The following is a 16,634-nucleotide window of genomic DNA, read 5'->3' as shown; positions in this document are numbered from 1 at the left end:
GGCTTTCGGCTAAGGTGGCGCCCCCCCGATTTGGAGCCCTCGATGTCGCGTCCTGCCTGGTCCCTGTTTAATTACCAACTGATCGAGCCGGACGAGCAGCTGGATCTGTTCGCCTGCCAGGAAGTCCGGGTGCATCTGGTCACGCGTCAATTGGAGCTGGGCGGCACGATCGATCGCACGCTCTGCGGCACGTTGTTGCCGGCTCAGCCACGCTGGTCGGCGGTGGATCGCTCGATTTTCCAGGATCAGCGCCTGTGCCCCCTGTGCCGTGCCATCTTGGAGTCGCAAAAGCGTGGCACGCCGCCGATCTGGCCGGAGCTGCGCTTCGAGTGGTGAGGGGCGCTACGAGCTTGCAGCTTGAAGCCCGCATCGCGTATACAATCGCTTTTTACCTACACGTTGTTCTGCGAAGGATTTTCCGGATGTTGTCGCGCCTTTCCGCCGTCACCTGCTGCCTGTCTCTTGCCGCCCTGTGTGCGGCGGGTTCCGCGGCGGCCTTGCAGTTGCCCTTGCCACCCCCGGGCGAAGACATCGTCGGCCAGGTCCAAGTGATCAAGGCCAAGTACGAAGATACGTTTGCCGACCTGGGTACCACCTACGACCTGGGCTACTCGGAGATGGTCGCCGCCAACCCGGGCGTCGATGCCTGGTTGCCGGGGGCGGGCACCGAGATCGTCCTGCCGACGCGGTTCATCCTGCCGCCGGGCCCCCGCGAAGGCATCGTGATCAACCTTGCCGAATACCGGCTCTACTATTTCCCCAAGGGCCAGAACGTCGTCTACACCTTCCCGCTGGGGATTGGTCGTGAAGGCTGGGGCTCGCCGATCGCCCATACCAGCATTGTCGCGAAAACGCCGAACCCGACCTGGACGCCGCCCGCTTCGATCAAGGCCGAGCACGCCGCCAACGGCGATCCGTTGCCCAACGTGGTACCGGCCGGCCCGGACAACCCGCTGGGGCCGTTCAAGTTCACCCTGGGCACGCCGGGCTACCTGATCCACGGCTCCAACATGAAGTTCGGTATCGGCACGCGTACCAGCCACGGCTGCTTCCGCATGTTCAACAATAACGTGCTGGAAATGGCCGGCATGGTACCGGTGGGTACTCCGGTGCGTATCATCAACGATGCCTACAAGTTCGGCAGCAGTGGCGGCAAGGTCTACCTCGAAGCGCATACGCCGCTGAACGACGATGGCACGCCGTCGGTGGTCGACAAGCACACCGCGGTGATCAACGCGCTGCTCAAGCGTGAAGACCTGGCCAATCACCTGCGGGTGAACTGGGATCAGGTGCGCGACGTGGTCGCGGCGGAAGATGGCCTGCCGACTGAAATCGGTGTGCCGGCTGCGGCGTCGATGGTCTCGAACGCGCCGCTCGATCCGTTGCAATAAGCCGGTTCGATCAATCGCCCGCCACGGCCTTGGGCTGCGGCGGGCTTTTTATTGCCCGTGATCCGGGACCGAATCGCAGGCAATAAAAAGCCGGTCCAAGAATGGACCGGCTTGGTAACAACCCCGAAGGACTATTACTTGCGGCTAGCTTTTTCAAGCATGCGCAGAGCGCGCTCGTTAGCTTCGTCAGCAGTCTGTTGTGCTTTTTGAGCAGCAGCCAGAGCTTCATCAGCTTTACGGTAGGCTTCGTCTGCACGAGCCTGGGAGCGAGCTGCTGCGTCTTCAGTTGCAGTCAGACGAGCTTCGGTTTCTTTGGAGACGCTGCTGCAACCGGTAGCCAGAACTGCGGCCAGAGCCAGAGCAGAGAATTTCAGAACGTTGTTCATCGTGTTCCCCTTCAAGGACTTTCTATAAGATAGCTACTATCTCAGAGTGAGCTAATAGCCGGCGTACATACTACTCATTACTTGTAGTAAGTAAACTGACGTAGCGCAAGAAGCAAAAAAAAATTTCTGTGCTGAATCTATTTTGGCTAATCTTTTGGGAAATTGTATAAAAAGCGTTCAATTTTTAGCAGTCTGCTGAAGAATGCATGCGCCCTGAAAGGGCCGGCCCGCATGTGTCAAGCCTTGTAAGTAGATGAAAATTTATATACTGAAGCTAACACTTTTGTACAGGTTGACTTTGCCAAACCCTGTATCTTTTGCGCATGTAGAGGTGACTTTAACAGCGCCTGTTCGTCTCAAGCTTCAACTGCCGGCAATGTTCAGGCTTTCGGTCACCGATTGATCGAGGCCCTTTCTATATCCGCCAGCCCCAGGGATGACGAGTGCGTCTTGAGCAATTTCAGGATTGCCGCCTACTATTCTCTACGTGCTGGTTGTGAGCGCTCACGGTTTTCTCGTTGTCGAAACCGGCACGGGGTGGCGTAGATGTTCCTTCGCCGGAAAAACATCGGTAAGGTAGGGGTCAGAATCCAAGACCCGCGAGGAGTAGTGATGAGCGAGGCGTTGTCCATCCACCATGACCAGGCTGGTCATCAGTTCGAGACCAATGTGGACGGTCATCGTGCCTACCTGACCTATATGGACCTCGGGAAGCAGACCTTGGACATCTATCGGACCTTCGTGCCCAACGCACTGCGAGGTCGCGGTATCGCGGCTGCATTGACCGAGGAAGCCTTGAAGTTCGCCGAAGAGGCCGGCTACACGGTGATCCCGTCGTGCTCTTACGTCGAGCGCTACATGGAGCGCCACCAGCGCCATGCGGCCAAGCTGTAAGGCATGAACTGCAACATGAAAAACGCCGGGCTTAGCCCGGCGTTTTTGTGTGCGCTGATCAGGATCAGGATCAGGTTCAGCTGCGCTTGCGCAGGGGCAACACGTCCTTGAGTTTGGCGTGCATGCTGCGCAGGGTGTTCTCGGTGGTTGCCCAGTCGATGCAGGCATCGGTGATCGACACGCCGTACTGCAAGTCGGCCAGGTCTTTGGGGATCGCCTGGCAGCCCCAGTTCAGGTGGCTTTCGACCATCAGGCCGATGATCGACTGGTTGCCTTCCAGGATCTGGTTGGCGACGTTTTCCATCACCAGCGGTTGCAGGGCCGGGTCCTTGTTGGAGTTGGCGTGGCTGCAATCGACCATGATGTTCGGCTTGATCTTGGCCTTGTTCAGCGCCTGTTCGCACAGGGCAACGCTGACCGAATCATAGTTGGGCTTGCCGTTGCCGCCGCGCAATACCACGTGACCGTAGGCGTTGCCTTTGGTGGTGACGATGGAGACGCCGCCTTCCTGGTTGATACCCAGGAAGCGATGAGGGCTGGAGACCGACTGCAGCGCGTTGATCGCCACGGTCAGGCCGCCGTCGGTGCCGTTCTTGAAGCCCACGGCCGAAGACAGGCCGGACGCCATTTCGCGGTGGGTTTGCGATTCGGTGGTGCGCGCGCCGATGGCCGACCAGCTGATCAGGTCCTGCAGGTACTGCGGGGAGATCGGGTCGAGGGCTTCGGTGGCGGTGGGCAGGCCCATTTCGGCCAGGTCCAGCAGCAACTTGCGACCGATGTGCAAACCGTCCTGGATCTTGAACGAGTCGTCCAGGTACGGGTCGTTGATCAGGCCCTTCCAGCCGACGGTGGTACGCGGTTTCTCGAAATAGACGCGCATGACCAGATACAAGGTGTCGGACACTTCTTCGGCCAGCGCCTTGAGGCGCTCGGCGTATTCGTGGGCAGCCTTGAGGTCGTGGATCGAGCATGGCCCGATTACCACGAAGAGGCGGTGGTCGGTGCCGTCGAGAATGTCACGAATGACTTCGCGGCCCTTGGTGACGGTCTGCAGGGCAGCGTCGCTCAGGGGGATTTCGCGCTTGAGCTGATCGGGCGTGATCAGGGTCTCGTTGGATTCGACGTTCAGGTCGTTGATCGGTAAATCAGCCATCGTGTTACTCGTCAGGGTCACGGGTGCCGGCCGCCAGCCATCCCCGTGCGGCGGAGCACAGCATGATTTGAATGCAGGGGGGAGGAACCTTAGCGCGTAACACGGGCCCGCGACAATGGGCAAAGCCCGCTTTAATCCAGTGCCGGCGCTACAAACGCCTCATGGGAGAATTCACCGGCATGCCGCGCCACCCACTCGCGGGCCATGGTTTCGAACTGCTCGGGCGTCGACTCGGCGTCTTCGTGCTGGCGGCAGTAGCGCTCTATCCGGCATGCTTGCTCACCCATGCGTGCGCCGAACAACGCATGTTCATCGGTAAACGAGATGCCGACGCGATAGCCGTCTTCTACCTTGCGGCACCATGCCACATAGCCCGGGTAGCGGGCCCCGGCGCCCAGGGACGGGATATGCAGGTCAACCGGCGTACCCTGGCGCCAGGCACGCGGGCAATTGCAGGCGATGCCGCCCAGGCCGATAGTGTGCAGGCGTTGGCGGGGAATGGGGGGAGAGGGACGTTGGATCAACAGGGCAGCGACATCATCAGGATGAGGTAAAAAACGACCCATGTACACGGACTCCGAGCACCGTCCAGTCGACGGCGGTGGCAGCAGTATAGTGAAGGAGCAGGCATTGACCGACCTGGATATTGACCAGCAACTGCTGGGATTACCAGGCATTTCGCTCGTGCTGTTTACCAGCGTGGGCTGTTCCGGTTGCCGTTGGGCGCATCAGCAGCTACCGGGCTGGCAGTTGCCGGTGGATCGGTTGTGCTGGGTGGATGCCGGGCACAACGGCGGCGCGGTGGAACGTTATCAGGTCTTTCATTTGCCGGCGCTGTTCGTGGTGTGCGAGGGTCAATTCTTCGGGCAGATACAGACACGTCTTACACCTTCCGAGCTTACCGACGCTATTCATCAAGCGCTTACCCGCACTCCAGAGGATTTGCCATGACCGCATTGTCGCCACGCATTGGCATTATCGGCACCGGCGCCATCGGTGGTTTCTACGGCCTGATGCTGGCGCGCGCCGGCTTCGATGTGCATTTCCTGCTGCGCAGCGAATACGCAGCGGTCAGTGAGCGTGGCCTGCGCCTCAATAGCAGCGTGCATGGCACCTTGCACCTGAACCCCGTGCAGGCCTATGCCCACGCCGCCGACATGCCACCGTGCGACTGGCTGCTGGTGGGCACCAAATCCACGGGCAATGTCGACCTGGCCCCGACCATCGCCCAGGTCGCGGCGCCCGACGCGAAGGTGGTGTTGCTGCAAAATGGCCTCGACGTCGAAGACAGCCTGCGCGAACACTTGCCGGCGTCCCTGCATCTGCTCGGTGGGTTGTGCTATATCGGCGTACACCGTTCCGCCCCCGGCGTTGTCGAGCATCAGGCGTTGGGCCGGGTCAACCTGGGTTATCACAGCGGCACTGCCGCCAACGACGAAGCGCGCCAGAAGGCGATTGTCGAGGCAGGCGCCGCGTTGTTTCATCAGGCCGGCATCGAGTCCCAGGCCATGGCCAACGTACACCTGGCGCGCTGGCACAAGCTGGTGTGGAACGTGCCTTATAACGGTCTCTCCGTGCTGTTGGGCTGTGGCACCACGGCGATGATGGCGGACGAGTCCAGCCGCGAACTGATCCAGGCGCTGATGGCCGAAGTGGTGAAGGGCGCTCACGCCTGCGGTCATGAGATTCCGGCCAGCTATGCCGAGCAGATGTTTACCATGACCGAAAGCATGGACGACTACCTGCCCAGCATGTACCACGACCATATCCATAAACGCCCGCTGGAACTGGCGGCGATCTACGCTCGCCCACTCGCCGCCGCCAAGGCCGCGGGCTGCGAGCTGCCGCGCATGCAGGCGTTGTATCAGGCCTTGAGTTTTATTGATCGGCATAACCGCTGATTGGGGGGAACCACCATGGCAAACGGATTGGGCGACAAACTGGTGCTGGCGATTTCATCGCGAGCCCTGTTCGACTTGAGCGATAGCCACAAGGTCTACCTGGCCCAAGGCGTGGAGGCCTACCGCAAATACCAGATCGAGCACGAAGAAGAAACGCTCGAGCCGGGCGATGCCTTCCCGCTGGTCAAAAAACTGCTGAGCCTCAACGCCAGCTTGGGCCGGGCCCGGGTCGAGGTGGTGCTGGTGTCGCGCAACAGTGCCGACACCGGCCTGCGCGTGTTCAATTCGATCCAGCATTACGGGTTGGATATTTCCCGCGCCGCTTTCGTAGGAGGGCGTAGTCCATATCCTTATTTGGCGGCGTTTGGTTGCCATCTGTTTCTTTCGACCCATGCTGACGATGTGCGCAGTGCGCTCGATGCCGGGTTCGCCGCGGCGACGATTCTGTCGGGCGGCGCACGCCGTGCATCGAGCGAGGAGCTGCGGATCGCATTCGATGGCGATGCGGTGTTGTTTTCCGACGAGTCGGAGCGCGTTTACCAACAGGGCGGGCTGGAAGCGTTCCAGGCCAGCGAACGCGAATCGGCGCGCCAGCCGTTGCATGGCGGCCCCTTCAAGGGCTTCCTCGCGGCGCTGAACCTGTTGCAGCGTGAGTTTCCGGACGCGGCCTGCCCGATCCGCACTGCCCTGGTCACCGCCCGATCGGCGCCGTCCCATGAGCGGGTGATCCGCACCCTGCGCGAGTGGGATATCCGCCTGGACGAGTCGTTGTTCCTCGGCGGCCTGGAGAAATCCGCGTTCCTGGAGGCGTTCGCCGCCGACGTTTTTTTCGACGACCAGGCCGGCCATTGCGAGAAAGCCAGGGAGGTGGTGGCCACCGGGCATGTGCCCCATGGCATCAGTAATGAGGTGAAGATTCAGACGCCGAGCTAAGTCAGTCGAAATCCCCGAGGCGCTGCTAAGCTCATTCAATCTCCGCCATCCTGGCAGTCCAGGAGGTTTTATGATCCGTTCGATGCTGTATGCCACGGACCTTGGTCTGTATGCGCCTTATGTGATGCAACATGCGCTGGCGCTGGCGCGAACGTTCAAGGCTGAGCTGTCGGTGATTCATGTGGTCGAACCCATCGGGCTGTTCGCCGAATCGGTGTTGCAAAGCTACCTTGATGAAAAGGCCCTGAACGAATGGCAGAGCCAGGGCCTGAGCACAGTGATGGCGACGATCGAGCAGCGGGTCCTCGAGAGTTTTCGCGAGGAGCTGGGGGACGGCGCGCAAGACTTGCAACTGATCCACTCGGTGCGGGTGATCCAGGGTGACCCGTGCGAGGTGATTCTCGACCAGTTGCGTAAACTTTCCGTGGATTTGTTGATCGTAGGCAGTCATAGCCACGCAACGGCCGCGGCCACACCCCTTGGGCGCACTGCCGCGCGGGTGTTGCAGCTGTCTCCGGTGCCGGTTTACCTGGTGCCATCGTTACAACGTCGACGCAGTGATGACGTGTGAGGGGGAGTGATAGATAAAAAGTTCTAGATTTATCCGTCTAACCTTTAATATAGTTATATATCGTCGCTGATACCCGTGGCGTCTATCTGCTTTGAGGGATACATATGAAGCTTCAACAACTGCGCTACATCTGGGAAGTGGCGCACCACGATCTCAACGTTTCCGCTACCGCTCAAAGCCTGTACACCTCGCAACCGGGTATCAGCAAACAGATCCGCCTGCTCGAAGACGAGCTGGGTGTCGAAGTGTTCGCCCGCAGCGGCAAGCACCTGACACGCGTCACCCCGGCCGGTGAGCGCATCATCACCACCGCCGGCGAGATCCTGCGCAAAGTCGAAAGCATCAAGCAGATCGCCCAGGAATTCTCCAACGAGAAGAAGGGCACCCTGTCGATCGCGACCACCCACACCCAGGCACGGTATGCGTTGCCGCCGGTGATCCGCGATTTCATCAAGCAATACCCGGACGTGGCCCTGCACATGCACCAGGGGTCGCCGATGCAGATCGCTGAAATGGCCGCCGACGGCACCGTCGATTTCGCGATTGCGACTGAGGCGCTGGAGTTGTTCGGCGACCTGGTGATGATGCCGTGCTATCGCTGGAACCGTTGTGTGGTGGTGCCGCAAGGCCACCCGCTGGCCAAGCTGCCGAAGCTGACCCTGGAAGCCCTGGCGGAATACCCGATCGTGACTTATGTGTTCGGCTTTACCGGCCGCTCCAAGCTCGACGAAGCCTTCAGCCACCGCGGCCTCACGCCGAAAGTGGTGTTCACCGCGGCCGACGCCGACGTGATCAAGACTTACGTTCGCCTGGGCCTGGGCGTGGGGATCGTCGCCAAGATGGCGGTCGATACCCAGCTCGATAAAGACCTGGTCGTGCTCGACGCCAGCGAGTTGTTCGAGTCCAGCGTGACCAAGATCGGTTTCCGTCGCGGCACGTTCCTGCGTGGTTTCATGTGCGACTTCATCGAGAAATTCGCCCCGCACCTGACGCGCGAAGTCATGGCCAAGGCGATCCAGTGCCACAACAAGCAGGAACTGGAAGAGTTGTTCGACGGCGTAGAACTGCCCGTCCACTGAGTGGTTTCAGCGGGCCTCGGTCACCGTAAAGTGTTGCCGGGCGCCCGCCACCAGGATTTCCACCTCATCGCCTTCGAACTTGCCCAGCAGGCTGTGGCCCAGGGGCGAGCGCGGGGTGATGACGGTGACCGGTTGCCCCACCACATCGACTTTCAAACCCGCAGCATCCGGCGCCAGGAACAACCATTGCTGGCGACCGTTTTCGTCTTCCAGGCCCACTAGCGCGCCGACTTCTATGCCCCGTTGCTCATCGTATGCACGCAGCTGCAGTTGCAGGTTCTGGCACAGCGCCAGCGACTGCTTGATTTCCTCCACCCGCTTGGCCTGCCCGGCCGCCAGGTAAGACGCTTCCAGGCCGAGGGTGTCGTATTTGTTTTCGGCGATGTTTTCTTCGTGGGTCGCGGTTTCGTAGGCGGTCTGCGCGGCGCGCTGGGCGATGTCGAGGTCGACGCTGAGTTTTTCCAGGATCAACTGGAGGACGGCGTGTTTATTCATGGTTGGGCTTGATCATTCGCAAAATTGCAGGACATTCGCCTTGCTCTTTTCATTGGGCGCGTTCTGGTCCTGTTGCAGCCAGAACTGGCATTTGGGGTTGGACAGGTTGCGCGCATTGTTGCGCGCCTGATCCAGGCTCTGCCGTTGTTCCTGCTTGCGCAGGTTCTCTTGATACTGCTCGAACAGACGGTTCGGCGGTTCCACCGCGACTGGCGCGGGCTTGCCGAGTTGCTCGACGGCCTGGGCGACCGGCGCCAGGCTCTGCGGGAACAGATAGCGCGACGCCAGCCAGGTGGTCAGCGCAATCGCGATAAACCCCAGCCACACGCCCAGGGCGATAGCGAGACAAAGCTTGAACAACGACAGCGGACGGTCAGACATGGCGGCCTCCTGGCAGGCATTTACGGCGTGGCGGCGATTGTCGCACAGCCACCGTGCAGAATAATCGCGATCAAGCCTTCTGCATCGGGGCATTTATGCGGACAATCGAGCCTTTGAGCGTGGGAGCCCGGAATGAAAGCCCGCTGGGATATTTTTTGCAGCGTCGTCGACAACTACGGCGACATTGGCGTGACCTGGCGTCTGGCCCGGCAATTGGTGGTGGAGCACGCCTGTGACGTGCGCTTGTGGGTCGATGACCTGCGGGCCTTCGAACGCATGTGTCCGGAGATTGATGTACGGCTGGAGCAGCAATGGCAAGAGGGCGTCGACGTGCGCCATTGGCCGGCGCAGTGGTCGGCCACGCCATCGGCGGATGTGGTGATCGCCGCGTTTGCCTGCCAGTTGCCGCCTGACTACATGGACGCGATGGCCGCGCGCGAGCACGCGCCGTTGTGGATGAACCTGGACTACCTGAGTGCCGAGGACTGGGTGGTGGGGTGCCATCGTCTGCCGTCGGTGAAGTTCAAGGGGGTGCAGAAGTACTTCTTCTTTCCCGGCTTCCGGCCCGGCACCGGTGGCCTGTTGCGTGAGGCGGGGTTGCTGCAACAGCGTCAGGCGTTTCAGCAGGATGCTGGCGCGCAGAAACATTTCCTGCAAAGCCTGGGCGTATTTCCCGCAACCGGTGCGCGGCTGATGTCGCTGTTTGCCTACGAAAATGCCGCGCTTGCCGGTTGGCTGGACGTGTTGGCGACGGACGGGCGCGCCACTCATCTGCTGGTGCCGGAAGGGCGCATCCTCGGCGATGTGCAGCGCTGGCTCGGCGTGGACCGGCTGGCGGCGGGCGATACTCATCAGCGCGACGCCCTGACCGTGCAGGTGCTGCCGTTCGTGCGCCAGGAGCAATACGACCGCCTGCTGTGGTGTTGCGAGTTCAACGCCGTGCGCGGCGAAGACTCGTTCGTGCGGGCCCAATGGGCCGGGCGCCCGTTGCTGTGGCACATCTATCGCCAGGACGAAGACATCCACCTGGACAAGCTCGACGCCTTTCTGGAGCTGTACACCGCAGCCCTTTCGCCGGCGGCAAAAGCCGCGGTGGTGGCGCTTTGGCAGGCCTGGAATACCGAGGGCGATATGGCCCAGCCGTGGAAAATGCTGCTGGAACACTGGCCGGAAGTGGCTGCACACGCCGAAACATGGTGTCTGGAACAGGCCTTGCAGGCGGATCTTGCGACGGCGCTGGTACAGTTTTATGAAAGTTGGATATGATACGCCACCTTGATTTTTGTAAACCCCATCCAAATTTCGGATATACGCAATGAAAACTGGTAAAGAACTGAAACCCGGTATGGTAATCCGTATCGACAACGATCCTTGGTTGGTTCAGAAAGCTGAGTTCACCAAGTCGGGCCGTAACAGCGCGATCATGAAGACCAAGCTGAAAAACCTGCTGACTGGTTACAAGACCGAAACCGTTTACAGCGCTGATGACAAGCTGGACGACGTGATCCTCGACCGTAAAGAAGCGACCCTGTCCTTCATCAGCGGCGACGCTTACACGTTCATGGACACCACCGACTACACCATGTACGAGCTGAACGCTGAAGATATCGAAGCCGTTCTGCCGTTCATCGAAGAAGGCATGACCGACGTCTGCGAAGCTATCTTCTTCGAAGACCGTCTGGTTTCCGTAGAGCTGCCGACCACCATCGTGCGTAAGGTTGCCTACACCGAAGGTTCCGCTCGCGGCGACACTTCGGGCAAAGTCATGAAGCCTGCCAAGCTGGCTAACGGTACCGAACTGCAAGTGGCCGATTTCATCGAAATCGACGACTTGATCGAGATCGACACCCGTGAAGGCGGTTCGTACAAAGGTCGCGCCAAGAAGTAATTCTGGCCCCACCGTGTACGAAAAAAGCCCGACCTTGAGTCGGGCTTTTTTGTGGGCGTTTACCTGTCACTTCAAGTATTGCCTCAGCTCATCCGATGCTTGCCGCAACGCCAGCACGTGGCTGGCGGCGTGTCGTTGGCGAGCCGCGCGGGTTAGACGGTGACGTGCAGACGCACATCGACGTTGCCGCGGGTGGCGTTGGAGTACGGGCAGACTTGGTGGGCAGCGTCGACCAGGCTTTGCGCGTCGTCCTGGGCCAGGCCCGGCAGGCTGATGTGCAGGTCGATATCCAGACCGAAGCCACCCGGGATCTGACCGATGCCGACATGGGCAGTGATCGACGCATCATCCGGAATTTTGCGTTTGGTCTGGCTGGCGACGAATTTCAGTGCGCCGATAAAGCAAGCCGAGTAGCCGGCGGCGAACAGTTGTTCCGGGTTGGTGGCCTGACCGCCGGCACCGCCCAGTTCCTTGGGGGTGGAGAGTTTGACGTCGAGGATGTTGTCGTTGGAAACGGCGCGACCATCACGGCCGCCGGTGGCGGTGGCTACTGCGGTATAGAGCGTTTGCATGGTGTTGCCCTCTTTGTGTTTTGCGCTAAATATTTGCGCGCTAAGTAGTTGGTGAGATGAATGTATAGCGCTAATGTTTAGTGCGCAAGATAAATTTCAGGATTTTTCCGTAAGGGCACCTCAAAACCACCTGTGGGAGGGGATTGCCCCCTCCGCAGGTATGGGGCTTGGGTGTGTTTAGACAGCGCCTTGCAGATTGCCCCGCAATGCAATCAAATCAGCTTGCAGCTTGCGCAGTTGCTCCAGCTCCAGGCCGCTGGCGCCTAGGATGCACTGAGGAATCCCCTTGGCCTTGTCTTGCAAGGCACGGCCAGCGTCGGTCAGTTCCACCACCACCACTCGCTCGTCTTCGCGACTGCGCGTGCGGCTGAGCAGGCCCTCGGCTTCCAGGCGCTTGAGCAGGGGGGTCAGGGAGCCGGGATCGGTCAGCAGGCGGCTGCTGATTTCGCCGACAGTCAAGCCATCTTCTTCCCACAGCACCATCATGGCCAGGTACTGCGGATAGGTCAGGCCAAGGGCTTGCAGCAGCGGCTTGTAGACCTTGGTCATCAGCAATGAAGTGGAGTGCAGGGCGAAGCACAGCTGGTTATCCAGCAATAGGGATTGGCAAGGATCGGGATTTTTGCTCATGGTGCTGCCTCAAAAAAGCGTATCTGGGCTGGAATCTAGCGGGCAAATCTTTAATGCGCCAGGTAATTCTCTCCGGGGGGTCAGACCAATCCGCTTTGCAGTGCCAGGTCCCAGGGCGGCACTGGGCTGAAGCGCGATTTCAGGTATTCGAGCAACAAGCGGCTACGTGCGTTCGGCTGTTGTTCCAGGCGCAGCGCATAGATGCCGGTGGTTTCCGGGCTGGGCAGGCCGTTTTCGCAAAACAGGGGCAAGAGTTCGCCGCGGACCAGGTATTCACTCGCCAGCCAGGTGGGCAGGTGCGCGATACCCAGGCCGGCCAGGGCGCCGGAGAGCAGGGCTTCGGCGTTGTTGGCGCTCATGCGGATGCGTTGCGGGCGATAGGTGGCGCGACGCCCGTCCAGTTCGAAGCGCCAGGCGAACATCGGCGCCAGGCCATCCCAGTCCAGGCCGTCGTGTTCGCTGAGGTCTCGCGGATGGGTCGGCGTGCCACGGTTTTTCAGGTAGGCCGGGCTGGCACAGGCAATTCGCACGATGCTGGCCAGCGGCGTGGCGATCAGCCGGGTGTCGACGATATGCCCGGCACGCAGCACCAGATCGACCTTGCCCAGGTGCGCGCCCTGCATGTCCACGAAGCTGTCGATCAAATGCAGGTGTACATCCAGCCCCGGGTAGACGTTCAGGAAGTCGGCGATCACCGGCGCCAGATGCCGTCGACCGAACGCCGCCGGTGCGTCCACGCGAATCAAACCTTCCGGCGCATGGCTCAAGGACACCGCTTCCGCCCGCGCCAATTGCAACTCGGTGACGATGCGCCGCGCGCGTTCGGCGAACGCCAGGCCGGCCGGTGTCGGCAGCACCGCGTGGGTGCTGCGCTGGAACAAGCGGCTGCCCACCGAGCTTTCCAGGCTGTCGATACGCCGGGCCACGGCGGAGGGCGTCAGCGGATGGCGACGCGCGGCGGCGGAAAAACTGCCGGTTTCCAGCACATCGAGAAACAGGCTGAGTTGGTCGGTGAGGATATGCGGGTTCATCGGTCGACGCTTATGCGGGATTGGCACAGCCATTGTGCGTTGCTGTGCGTATCCGCGCCAGAGCGGACTGCGTAGCATGCAAGGCTTGGGATTGTGGAGTAATGCGTGGTGTTGGATTTAGCGATGTACTTGGTTATGGGCGCGGCATTGGGCACGGTGGGCGGCCTGTTCGGCATTGGCGGCGGGTTGATTGCCATCCCGGTGCTCGGCGTGCTGTTCGGCCTCGATCAGCAGATCGCCCAAGGCACCGCGCTGGTGATGGTGGTGCCCAACGTGATGCTCGCGCTGTGGCGTTATCACCAGCGTAATCGCATTGAACTGCGCCACGCGCTGCCGCTGGGGGTGATGGGCTTCAGCTTTGCCTGGCTCGGTTCGATCTGGGCCGTGGGCCTGGACGCCGGCGCGATGCGTGTCGGCTTTATCGCATTTCTGCTGGCGCTGTCGGCCTACAACCTGCTGCGCATGTTCACCCGCAATGCGCCGCCGACGGCACAGATGCGCCATGCCTGGCCGTGGCTCGGGGTGTTGGGCGCGGTCTCCGGCTCTATGGGCGGTTTGTTCGGTGTCGGTGGTGCGGTGGTCGCCACGCCGGTGCTGACCAGTGTGTTCGGCACCACCCAGGTGGTGGCCCAAGGCTTGTCCCTGGCCTTGGCGCTGCCCAGCACCGGGGTGACTCTTGTCACTTACGCCTGGCACCACGAAGTGGACTGGATGATCGGCATCCCCCTGGCGGTCGGTGGCCTGCTCAGCATCAGTTGGGGTGTAAAAGTTGCCCACGCTCTGCCGGAGCGCCTGTTGCGCGGTTTGTTCTGCGGTTTCCTGGTGGTGTGCGCCGTGATGCTGATGTTTAAGGTTTGAAGCCGTCGATGATGTACTCCGCCAGGCATTCGGTGATAGGTGACGTCATCAGCGGGTTGCGTAACAAGCGCAGATTCATCGACGGCAAGGGTGGGAAACCCTCGTCACTGCCGAGCACGCGCAGGTCATCCGTCACCAGGCTTTCCATGCTGACCATCACTGCCAGGCCGGCGCTGACCACGGCCTGGATCGCCGCCCCGTTGGTGCTGTTGTAGGCCAGGCGATAATTGCGCCCGACGGTATCCAGTGAGGTACGCGCCCACTGGGTGTAAAGGCAATCGGCGCCGGACATCGCCAGTGGCAGGGCGTCGTGCTCGTCCACGCAGAAACACGGCGCCGCCGCCCACACCACGCGCTCGGTGCGCAACAACTCGCCGATATCATTGCCGGGTTCGCGGCTGATCACCGTCAACGCCAGATCCCGCCGTTGCATCAGCACGGTGGATGCCTCGCAGTGCATCTCGATCTGGATCAGCGGGTAGGCCTTGGAAAACTGTTTGAGAATCCCCGGCAGGAAGCGCATCACATAGTCGTCCGGGGTGCCGATGCGTACCAGCCCGACCATATGCGGTTCTCGCAGGGTGTTGAACACCTCGCTGTGCAGTTTCAGGATGCGCCGCGCATACCCCAGCAGCACCTGGCCCTCCGGCGTCAGTCGCACTTGGCGGCCGTCGCGCTCGAACAGTTTGCGCTGCAGCACGTCTTCTTCCAGGCGCTTCATCTGCATGCTGACCGCCGATTGGGTGCGATTGACCTGCTCGCCGGCGCGGGTAAACCCACCCTGGTCGGCGATGGCGACGAAGGTGCGCAGCACGTCGGTGTCGATGCTTGGGTAGGCGGCCAATTGATCAATTCCTGAGATGTATTTCATAAGAAACATTCGTTGGATTGATCATAGCCGCCGGCACACACTCGCGTCATCCCCAAGGGAGGGCGAGAAGATGAAAGGTCAAACAGGTTGTGCAGGATGGACGAAGCGGCCGCTTTCCGGGCTGTTCCAAGCGATTGCGCGGTGGCAGGTATTGCGGCACGAGCGTCGGTTAGTGGCCACGCTGAGCGATGCGGCGCTCAAGGATATCGGGCTGAGCCGCGCTGATGTGGAGCACGAAACCCATCGGCATTTCTGGGAAGACCCACTGCGAAAATGACCGAGGATGCAGTAGGGTGGTCGGCACGTTCATACGGAGATGCCCATGCCCGCCGACCTGTCGTTTTCCCTCAAGCAAGCGCGCCGCATGGCACTGGCCGCCCAGGGCTTTTCCGGGCGCCAGGCGCCTGCATTGATCAAGGCCGCACACCTCAACCGCTTGATCGACCGCCTGGGTGTGCTGCAGATCGATTCGGTCAATGCCGTGGTGCGCTCCCATTACCTGCCGTTGTTTTCCCGCCTGGGGCAGTACGCCCCGTCACTGCTTGAGCAGGCGGCCTGGAGCCAGGGCCGACAGCGTTCGTTGTTCGAGTATTGGGGGCATGAGGCCTCGTTGTTGCCGATGGCGCTGTACCCCTTGATGCGCTGGCGCATGGAGCGGGCAAGACAAGGGCAGGGGATCTACGCGCAGATGGCGCGTTTTGGTCGCGAGCAGCAGGCCATCATCCAGCGCGTGTTGAACACTGTCGAACAACAGGGCGCCCTGGGTGCAGGCAGTCTGTCGACCCGCGCCGAGCGCGCCGGCCCGTGGTGGGACTGGAGCGATGAAAAGCACGCGCTGGAATGGCTGTTCGCCGCTGGCCTGGTCACGGTTGCCGGTCGGCGCGGGTTCGAGCGGCTCTACGATTTGCCCGAGCGCGTGATTCCCGGCGACCGGCTGCACCAGGCGCCGTTGAGCGAGGCCGAGGCTCAGCGCGGTTTGCTGCTGCACAGTGCGACCGCGCTGGGTGTGGGCAGCGAAAAAGATCTGCGCGATTACTTCCGTCTGGAGCCTGCCGACACTCGCAGCCGCTTGGCCGAACTCGTCGAGGACGGCCAATTGCTGATGTGCCGCGTGCAGGGCTGGAAGCAGCCGGCCTACTGCCTGCCGGAGCCGAAAGTACCGCGCAAGGTGCCGGCCAGCGCGCTGTTGTCGCCGTTCGATTCGCTGATCTGGGAGCGCAGCCGCACCGAACGGCTGTTCGATTTCCGTTATCGGCTGGAGATTTATACGCCGCAGGACAAGCGGGTGTACGGCTACTACGTGCTGCCGTTTCTGCACAACGAGCGGATCGCCGCGCGCGTCGACCTGCGTGCCGAACGCGCCCACGGCCGCCTGGCCGTGCATGCGGTGCATGAAGAAACGCCGGGGCTGGACGAGGAGGGGATGCGCGCGCTGGCGCTGAACTTGCGGCAAATGGCCGATTGGCTGGGGCTCGAACAGGTGCAGCTCAATTGCCCACGGCCGAGTGCCGACCGATTAAGGGCGGCGATGCTCACATCACGGTAGGCCCGAGCTTGCTCGCGAGAAACGTTAACGATGACGCGGGAAACCGACACCCCG

At 61.2% G+C, this 16,634-nt stretch carries 22 protein-coding genes; 13 read left to right on the top strand and 9 right to left on the bottom strand.

Annotated elements, in window-relative coordinates; genetic code table 11:
- Window positions 1-42 precede the first annotated feature (42 nt).
- The gene (locus tag C5F70_RS15630) at window positions 43-336 is read left to right on the top strand and encodes a hypothetical protein (RefSeq protein WP_017849529.1); all 294 of its coding nucleotides are present in this window, start codon (window positions 43-45) and stop codon (window positions 334-336) included.
- Between the two features lie 86 nt (window positions 337-422).
- Window positions 423-1,391, top strand: coding sequence for a L,D-transpeptidase family protein (locus C5F70_RS15625; protein ID WP_017849528.1), 969 nt, complete (start codon window positions 423-425; stop codon window positions 1,389-1,391).
- 134 nt (window positions 1,392-1,525) lie between these two features.
- On the opposite strand, the gene oprI is transcribed toward C5F70_RS15625, so the two are convergent.
- Complete coding sequence (gene oprI / locus C5F70_RS15620) at window positions 1,526-1,777, bottom strand: outer membrane lipoprotei OprI (RefSeq protein ID WP_003172710.1); 252 nt, start codon at window positions 1,775-1,777, stop codon at window positions 1,526-1,528.
- 612 nt (window positions 1,778-2,389) lie between these two features.
- On the opposite strand from oprI, the gene C5F70_RS15615 reads away from it, so the two are divergent.
- Window positions 2,390-2,671: a GNAT family N-acetyltransferase gene (locus C5F70_RS15615; protein WP_003189869.1), complete on the top strand. Its 282-nt coding sequence runs from the start codon at window positions 2,390-2,392 to the stop codon at window positions 2,669-2,671.
- A gap of 76 nt (window positions 2,672-2,747) precedes the next feature.
- On the opposite strand, the gene C5F70_RS15610 is transcribed toward C5F70_RS15615, so the two are convergent.
- The gene (locus C5F70_RS15610) at window positions 2,748-3,824 is read right to left on the bottom strand and encodes a 3-deoxy-7-phosphoheptulonate synthase (RefSeq protein ID WP_017849526.1); all 1,077 of its coding nucleotides are present in this window, start codon (window positions 3,822-3,824) and stop codon (window positions 2,748-2,750) included.
- A 131-nt stretch (window positions 3,825-3,955) separates the two neighbouring features.
- A complete protein-coding gene (locus C5F70_RS15605; protein WP_104903647.1) occupies window positions 3,956-4,390 on the bottom strand; it encodes a PilZ domain-containing protein in 435 nt (144 codons plus the stop codon).
- Here C5F70_RS15605 and C5F70_RS15600 point away from each other — a divergent pair.
- From C5F70_RS15600 to cysB, 5 genes are all read left to right on the top strand, one after another.
- Window positions 4,389-4,775, top strand: a complete 387-nt coding sequence (locus C5F70_RS15600) for a hypothetical protein (RefSeq protein WP_017849524.1) — start codon at window positions 4,389-4,391, stop codon at window positions 4,773-4,775. The two genes, C5F70_RS15605 and C5F70_RS15600, sit on opposite strands and share 2 nt — an antisense overlap.
- The gene (locus C5F70_RS15595; RefSeq protein WP_046384244.1) at window positions 4,772-5,725 is read left to right on the top strand and encodes a putative 2-dehydropantoate 2-reductase; all 954 of its coding nucleotides are present in this window, start codon (window positions 4,772-4,774) and stop codon (window positions 5,723-5,725) included. The genes C5F70_RS15600 and C5F70_RS15595 overlap by 4 nt, the downstream gene beginning before the upstream one ends.
- 15 nt (window positions 5,726-5,740) lie before the next feature.
- The gene (locus C5F70_RS15590; RefSeq protein WP_017849522.1) at window positions 5,741-6,658 is read left to right on the top strand and encodes a 5'-nucleotidase; all 918 of its coding nucleotides are present in this window, start codon (window positions 5,741-5,743) and stop codon (window positions 6,656-6,658) included.
- Between the two features lie 70 nt (window positions 6,659-6,728).
- Window positions 6,729-7,229, top strand: coding sequence for a universal stress protein (locus C5F70_RS15585; protein WP_046384242.1), 501 nt, complete (start codon window positions 6,729-6,731; stop codon window positions 7,227-7,229).
- 104 nt (window positions 7,230-7,333) lie between these two features.
- Window positions 7,334-8,308, top strand: coding sequence for an HTH-type transcriptional regulator CysB (cysB, locus tag C5F70_RS15580; protein WP_017849520.1), 975 nt, complete (start codon window positions 7,334-7,336; stop codon window positions 8,306-8,308).
- Between the two features lie 6 nt (window positions 8,309-8,314).
- Here the strand turns inward: cysB and C5F70_RS15575 are convergent, their stop codons facing one another.
- Window positions 8,315-8,803 (bottom strand): GreA/GreB family elongation factor, encoded by a 489-nt coding sequence (locus C5F70_RS15575; RefSeq protein WP_046384241.1) that lies wholly within the window; start codon window positions 8,801-8,803, stop codon window positions 8,315-8,317.
- Between the two features lie 12 nt (window positions 8,804-8,815).
- Window positions 8,816-9,184 (bottom strand): hypothetical protein, encoded by a 369-nt coding sequence (locus tag C5F70_RS15570; protein WP_017849518.1) that lies wholly within the window; start codon window positions 9,182-9,184, stop codon window positions 8,816-8,818.
- A 132-nt stretch (window positions 9,185-9,316) separates the two neighbouring features.
- Here C5F70_RS15570 and earP point away from each other — a divergent pair, with 132 nt between their 5' ends.
- Both earP and C5F70_RS15560 read left to right on the top strand, forming a co-directional pair.
- The gene (earP, locus tag C5F70_RS15565; RefSeq protein ID WP_102617958.1) at window positions 9,317-10,450 is read left to right on the top strand and encodes an elongation factor P maturation arginine rhamnosyltransferase EarP; all 1,134 of its coding nucleotides are present in this window, start codon (window positions 9,317-9,319) and stop codon (window positions 10,448-10,450) included.
- A gap of 49 nt (window positions 10,451-10,499) precedes the next feature.
- Window positions 10,500-11,072 carry an elongation factor P gene (locus C5F70_RS15560; RefSeq protein ID WP_017849516.1) on the top strand — a complete coding sequence of 191 codons (573 nt, stop codon included), beginning with the start codon at window positions 10,500-10,502 and terminating at the stop codon, window positions 11,070-11,072.
- Window positions 11,073-11,224: 152 nt separating this feature from the next.
- On the opposite strand, the gene C5F70_RS15555 is transcribed toward C5F70_RS15560, so the two are convergent.
- The 3 genes from C5F70_RS15555 to C5F70_RS15545 form a co-directional block, all read right to left on the bottom strand.
- Window positions 11,225-11,644, bottom strand: coding sequence for an organic hydroperoxide resistance protein (locus C5F70_RS15555; RefSeq protein WP_010211852.1), 420 nt, complete (start codon window positions 11,642-11,644; stop codon window positions 11,225-11,227).
- Between the two features lie 177 nt (window positions 11,645-11,821).
- A complete protein-coding gene (locus C5F70_RS15550) occupies window positions 11,822-12,274 on the bottom strand; it encodes a MarR family winged helix-turn-helix transcriptional regulator (RefSeq protein WP_026140352.1) in 453 nt (150 codons plus the stop codon).
- 80 nt (window positions 12,275-12,354) lie between these two features.
- On the bottom strand, window positions 12,355-13,305 hold the full coding sequence (locus C5F70_RS15545; RefSeq protein ID WP_017849514.1) for a LysR family transcriptional regulator: 951 nt from the start codon (window positions 13,303-13,305) through the stop codon (window positions 12,355-12,357).
- Between the two features lie 108 nt (window positions 13,306-13,413).
- Between C5F70_RS15545 and C5F70_RS15540 the strand changes: the two genes are divergently transcribed.
- Window positions 13,414-14,163 (top strand): sulfite exporter TauE/SafE family protein, encoded by a 750-nt coding sequence (locus C5F70_RS15540; RefSeq protein ID WP_046385336.1) that lies wholly within the window; start codon window positions 13,414-13,416, stop codon window positions 14,161-14,163.
- Here the strand turns inward: C5F70_RS15540 and C5F70_RS15535 are convergent.
- On the bottom strand, window positions 14,153-15,034 hold the full coding sequence (locus tag C5F70_RS15535) for a LysR family transcriptional regulator (RefSeq protein WP_032805034.1): 882 nt from the start codon (window positions 15,032-15,034) through the stop codon (window positions 14,153-14,155). The two genes, C5F70_RS15540 and C5F70_RS15535, sit on opposite strands and share 11 nt — an antisense overlap.
- A 70-nt stretch (window positions 15,035-15,104) precedes the next feature.
- On the opposite strand from C5F70_RS15535, the gene C5F70_RS15530 reads away from it, so the two are divergent.
- Window positions 15,105-15,311 (top strand): DUF1127 domain-containing protein, encoded by a 207-nt coding sequence (locus C5F70_RS15530; RefSeq protein WP_167379481.1) that lies wholly within the window; start codon window positions 15,105-15,107, stop codon window positions 15,309-15,311.
- 45 nt (window positions 15,312-15,356) lie between these two features.
- Window positions 15,357-16,580 (top strand): winged helix-turn-helix domain-containing protein, encoded by a 1,224-nt coding sequence (locus C5F70_RS15525; protein ID WP_104903645.1) that lies wholly within the window; start codon window positions 15,357-15,359, stop codon window positions 16,578-16,580.
- Window positions 16,581-16,634: the final 54 nt, after the last annotated feature.

Source organism: Pseudomonas sp. LH1G9, assembly GCF_002949975.1.
GTDB lineage: Bacteria > Pseudomonadota > Gammaproteobacteria > Pseudomonadales > Pseudomonadaceae > Aquipseudomonas > Aquipseudomonas veronii.
Note: the sequence above shows the minus strand (reverse complement) of the source record. Positions and strands in the feature narration are given on the sequence as shown.

What these genes read in the sequence shown, in the direction of transcription:
- C5F70_RS15630 (WP_017849529.1), top strand. Translation starts at nt 43, where the DNA reads ATGTCGCGTCCTGCCTGGTCCCTGTTTAATTACCAACTGATCGAGCCG.
- C5F70_RS15625 (WP_017849528.1), top strand. Translation starts at nt 423, where the DNA reads ATGTTGTCGCGCCTTTCCGCCGTCACCTGCTGCCTGTCTCTTGCCGCC.
- oprI (WP_003172710.1), bottom strand. Translation starts at nt 1,777, where the DNA reads ATGAACAACGTTCTGAAATTCTCTGCTCTGGCTCTGGCCGCAGTTCTG.
- C5F70_RS15615 (WP_003189869.1), top strand. Translation starts at nt 2,390, where the DNA reads ATGAGCGAGGCGTTGTCCATCCACCATGACCAGGCTGGTCATCAGTTC.
- C5F70_RS15610 (WP_017849526.1), bottom strand. Translation starts at nt 3,824, where the DNA reads ATGGCTGATTTACCGATCAACGACCTGAACGTCGAATCCAACGAGACC.
- C5F70_RS15600 (WP_017849524.1), top strand. Translation starts at nt 4,389, where the DNA reads ATGTACACGGACTCCGAGCACCGTCCAGTCGACGGCGGTGGCAGCAGT.
- C5F70_RS15605 (WP_104903647.1), bottom strand. Translation starts at nt 4,390, where the DNA reads ATGGGTCGTTTTTTACCTCATCCTGATGATGTCGCTGCCCTGTTGATC.
- C5F70_RS15595 (WP_046384244.1), top strand. Translation starts at nt 4,772, where the DNA reads ATGACCGCATTGTCGCCACGCATTGGCATTATCGGCACCGGCGCCATC.
- C5F70_RS15590 (WP_017849522.1), top strand. Translation starts at nt 5,741, where the DNA reads ATGGCAAACGGATTGGGCGACAAACTGGTGCTGGCGATTTCATCGCGA.
- C5F70_RS15585 (WP_046384242.1), top strand. Translation starts at nt 6,729, where the DNA reads ATGATCCGTTCGATGCTGTATGCCACGGACCTTGGTCTGTATGCGCCT.
- cysB (WP_017849520.1), top strand. Translation starts at nt 7,334, where the DNA reads ATGAAGCTTCAACAACTGCGCTACATCTGGGAAGTGGCGCACCACGAT.
- C5F70_RS15575 (WP_046384241.1), bottom strand. Translation starts at nt 8,803, where the DNA reads ATGAATAAACACGCCGTCCTCCAGTTGATCCTGGAAAAACTCAGCGTC.
- C5F70_RS15570 (WP_017849518.1), bottom strand. Translation starts at nt 9,184, where the DNA reads ATGTCTGACCGTCCGCTGTCGTTGTTCAAGCTTTGTCTCGCTATCGCC.
- earP (WP_102617958.1), top strand. Translation starts at nt 9,317, where the DNA reads ATGAAAGCCCGCTGGGATATTTTTTGCAGCGTCGTCGACAACTACGGC.
- C5F70_RS15560 (WP_017849516.1), top strand. Translation starts at nt 10,500, where the DNA reads ATGAAAACTGGTAAAGAACTGAAACCCGGTATGGTAATCCGTATCGAC.
- C5F70_RS15555 (WP_010211852.1), bottom strand. Translation starts at nt 11,644, where the DNA reads ATGCAAACGCTCTATACCGCAGTAGCCACCGCCACCGGCGGCCGTGAT.
- C5F70_RS15550 (WP_026140352.1), bottom strand. Translation starts at nt 12,274, where the DNA reads ATGAGCAAAAATCCCGATCCTTGCCAATCCCTATTGCTGGATAACCAG.
- C5F70_RS15545 (WP_017849514.1), bottom strand. Translation starts at nt 13,305, where the DNA reads ATGAACCCGCATATCCTCACCGACCAACTCAGCCTGTTTCTCGATGTG.
- C5F70_RS15535 (WP_032805034.1), bottom strand. Translation starts at nt 15,034, where the DNA reads ATGAAATACATCTCAGGAATTGATCAATTGGCCGCCTACCCAAGCATC.
- C5F70_RS15530 (WP_167379481.1), top strand. Translation starts at nt 15,105, where the DNA reads ATGAAAGGTCAAACAGGTTGTGCAGGATGGACGAAGCGGCCGCTTTCC.
- C5F70_RS15525 (WP_104903645.1), top strand. Translation starts at nt 15,357, where the DNA reads ATGCCCGCCGACCTGTCGTTTTCCCTCAAGCAAGCGCGCCGCATGGCA.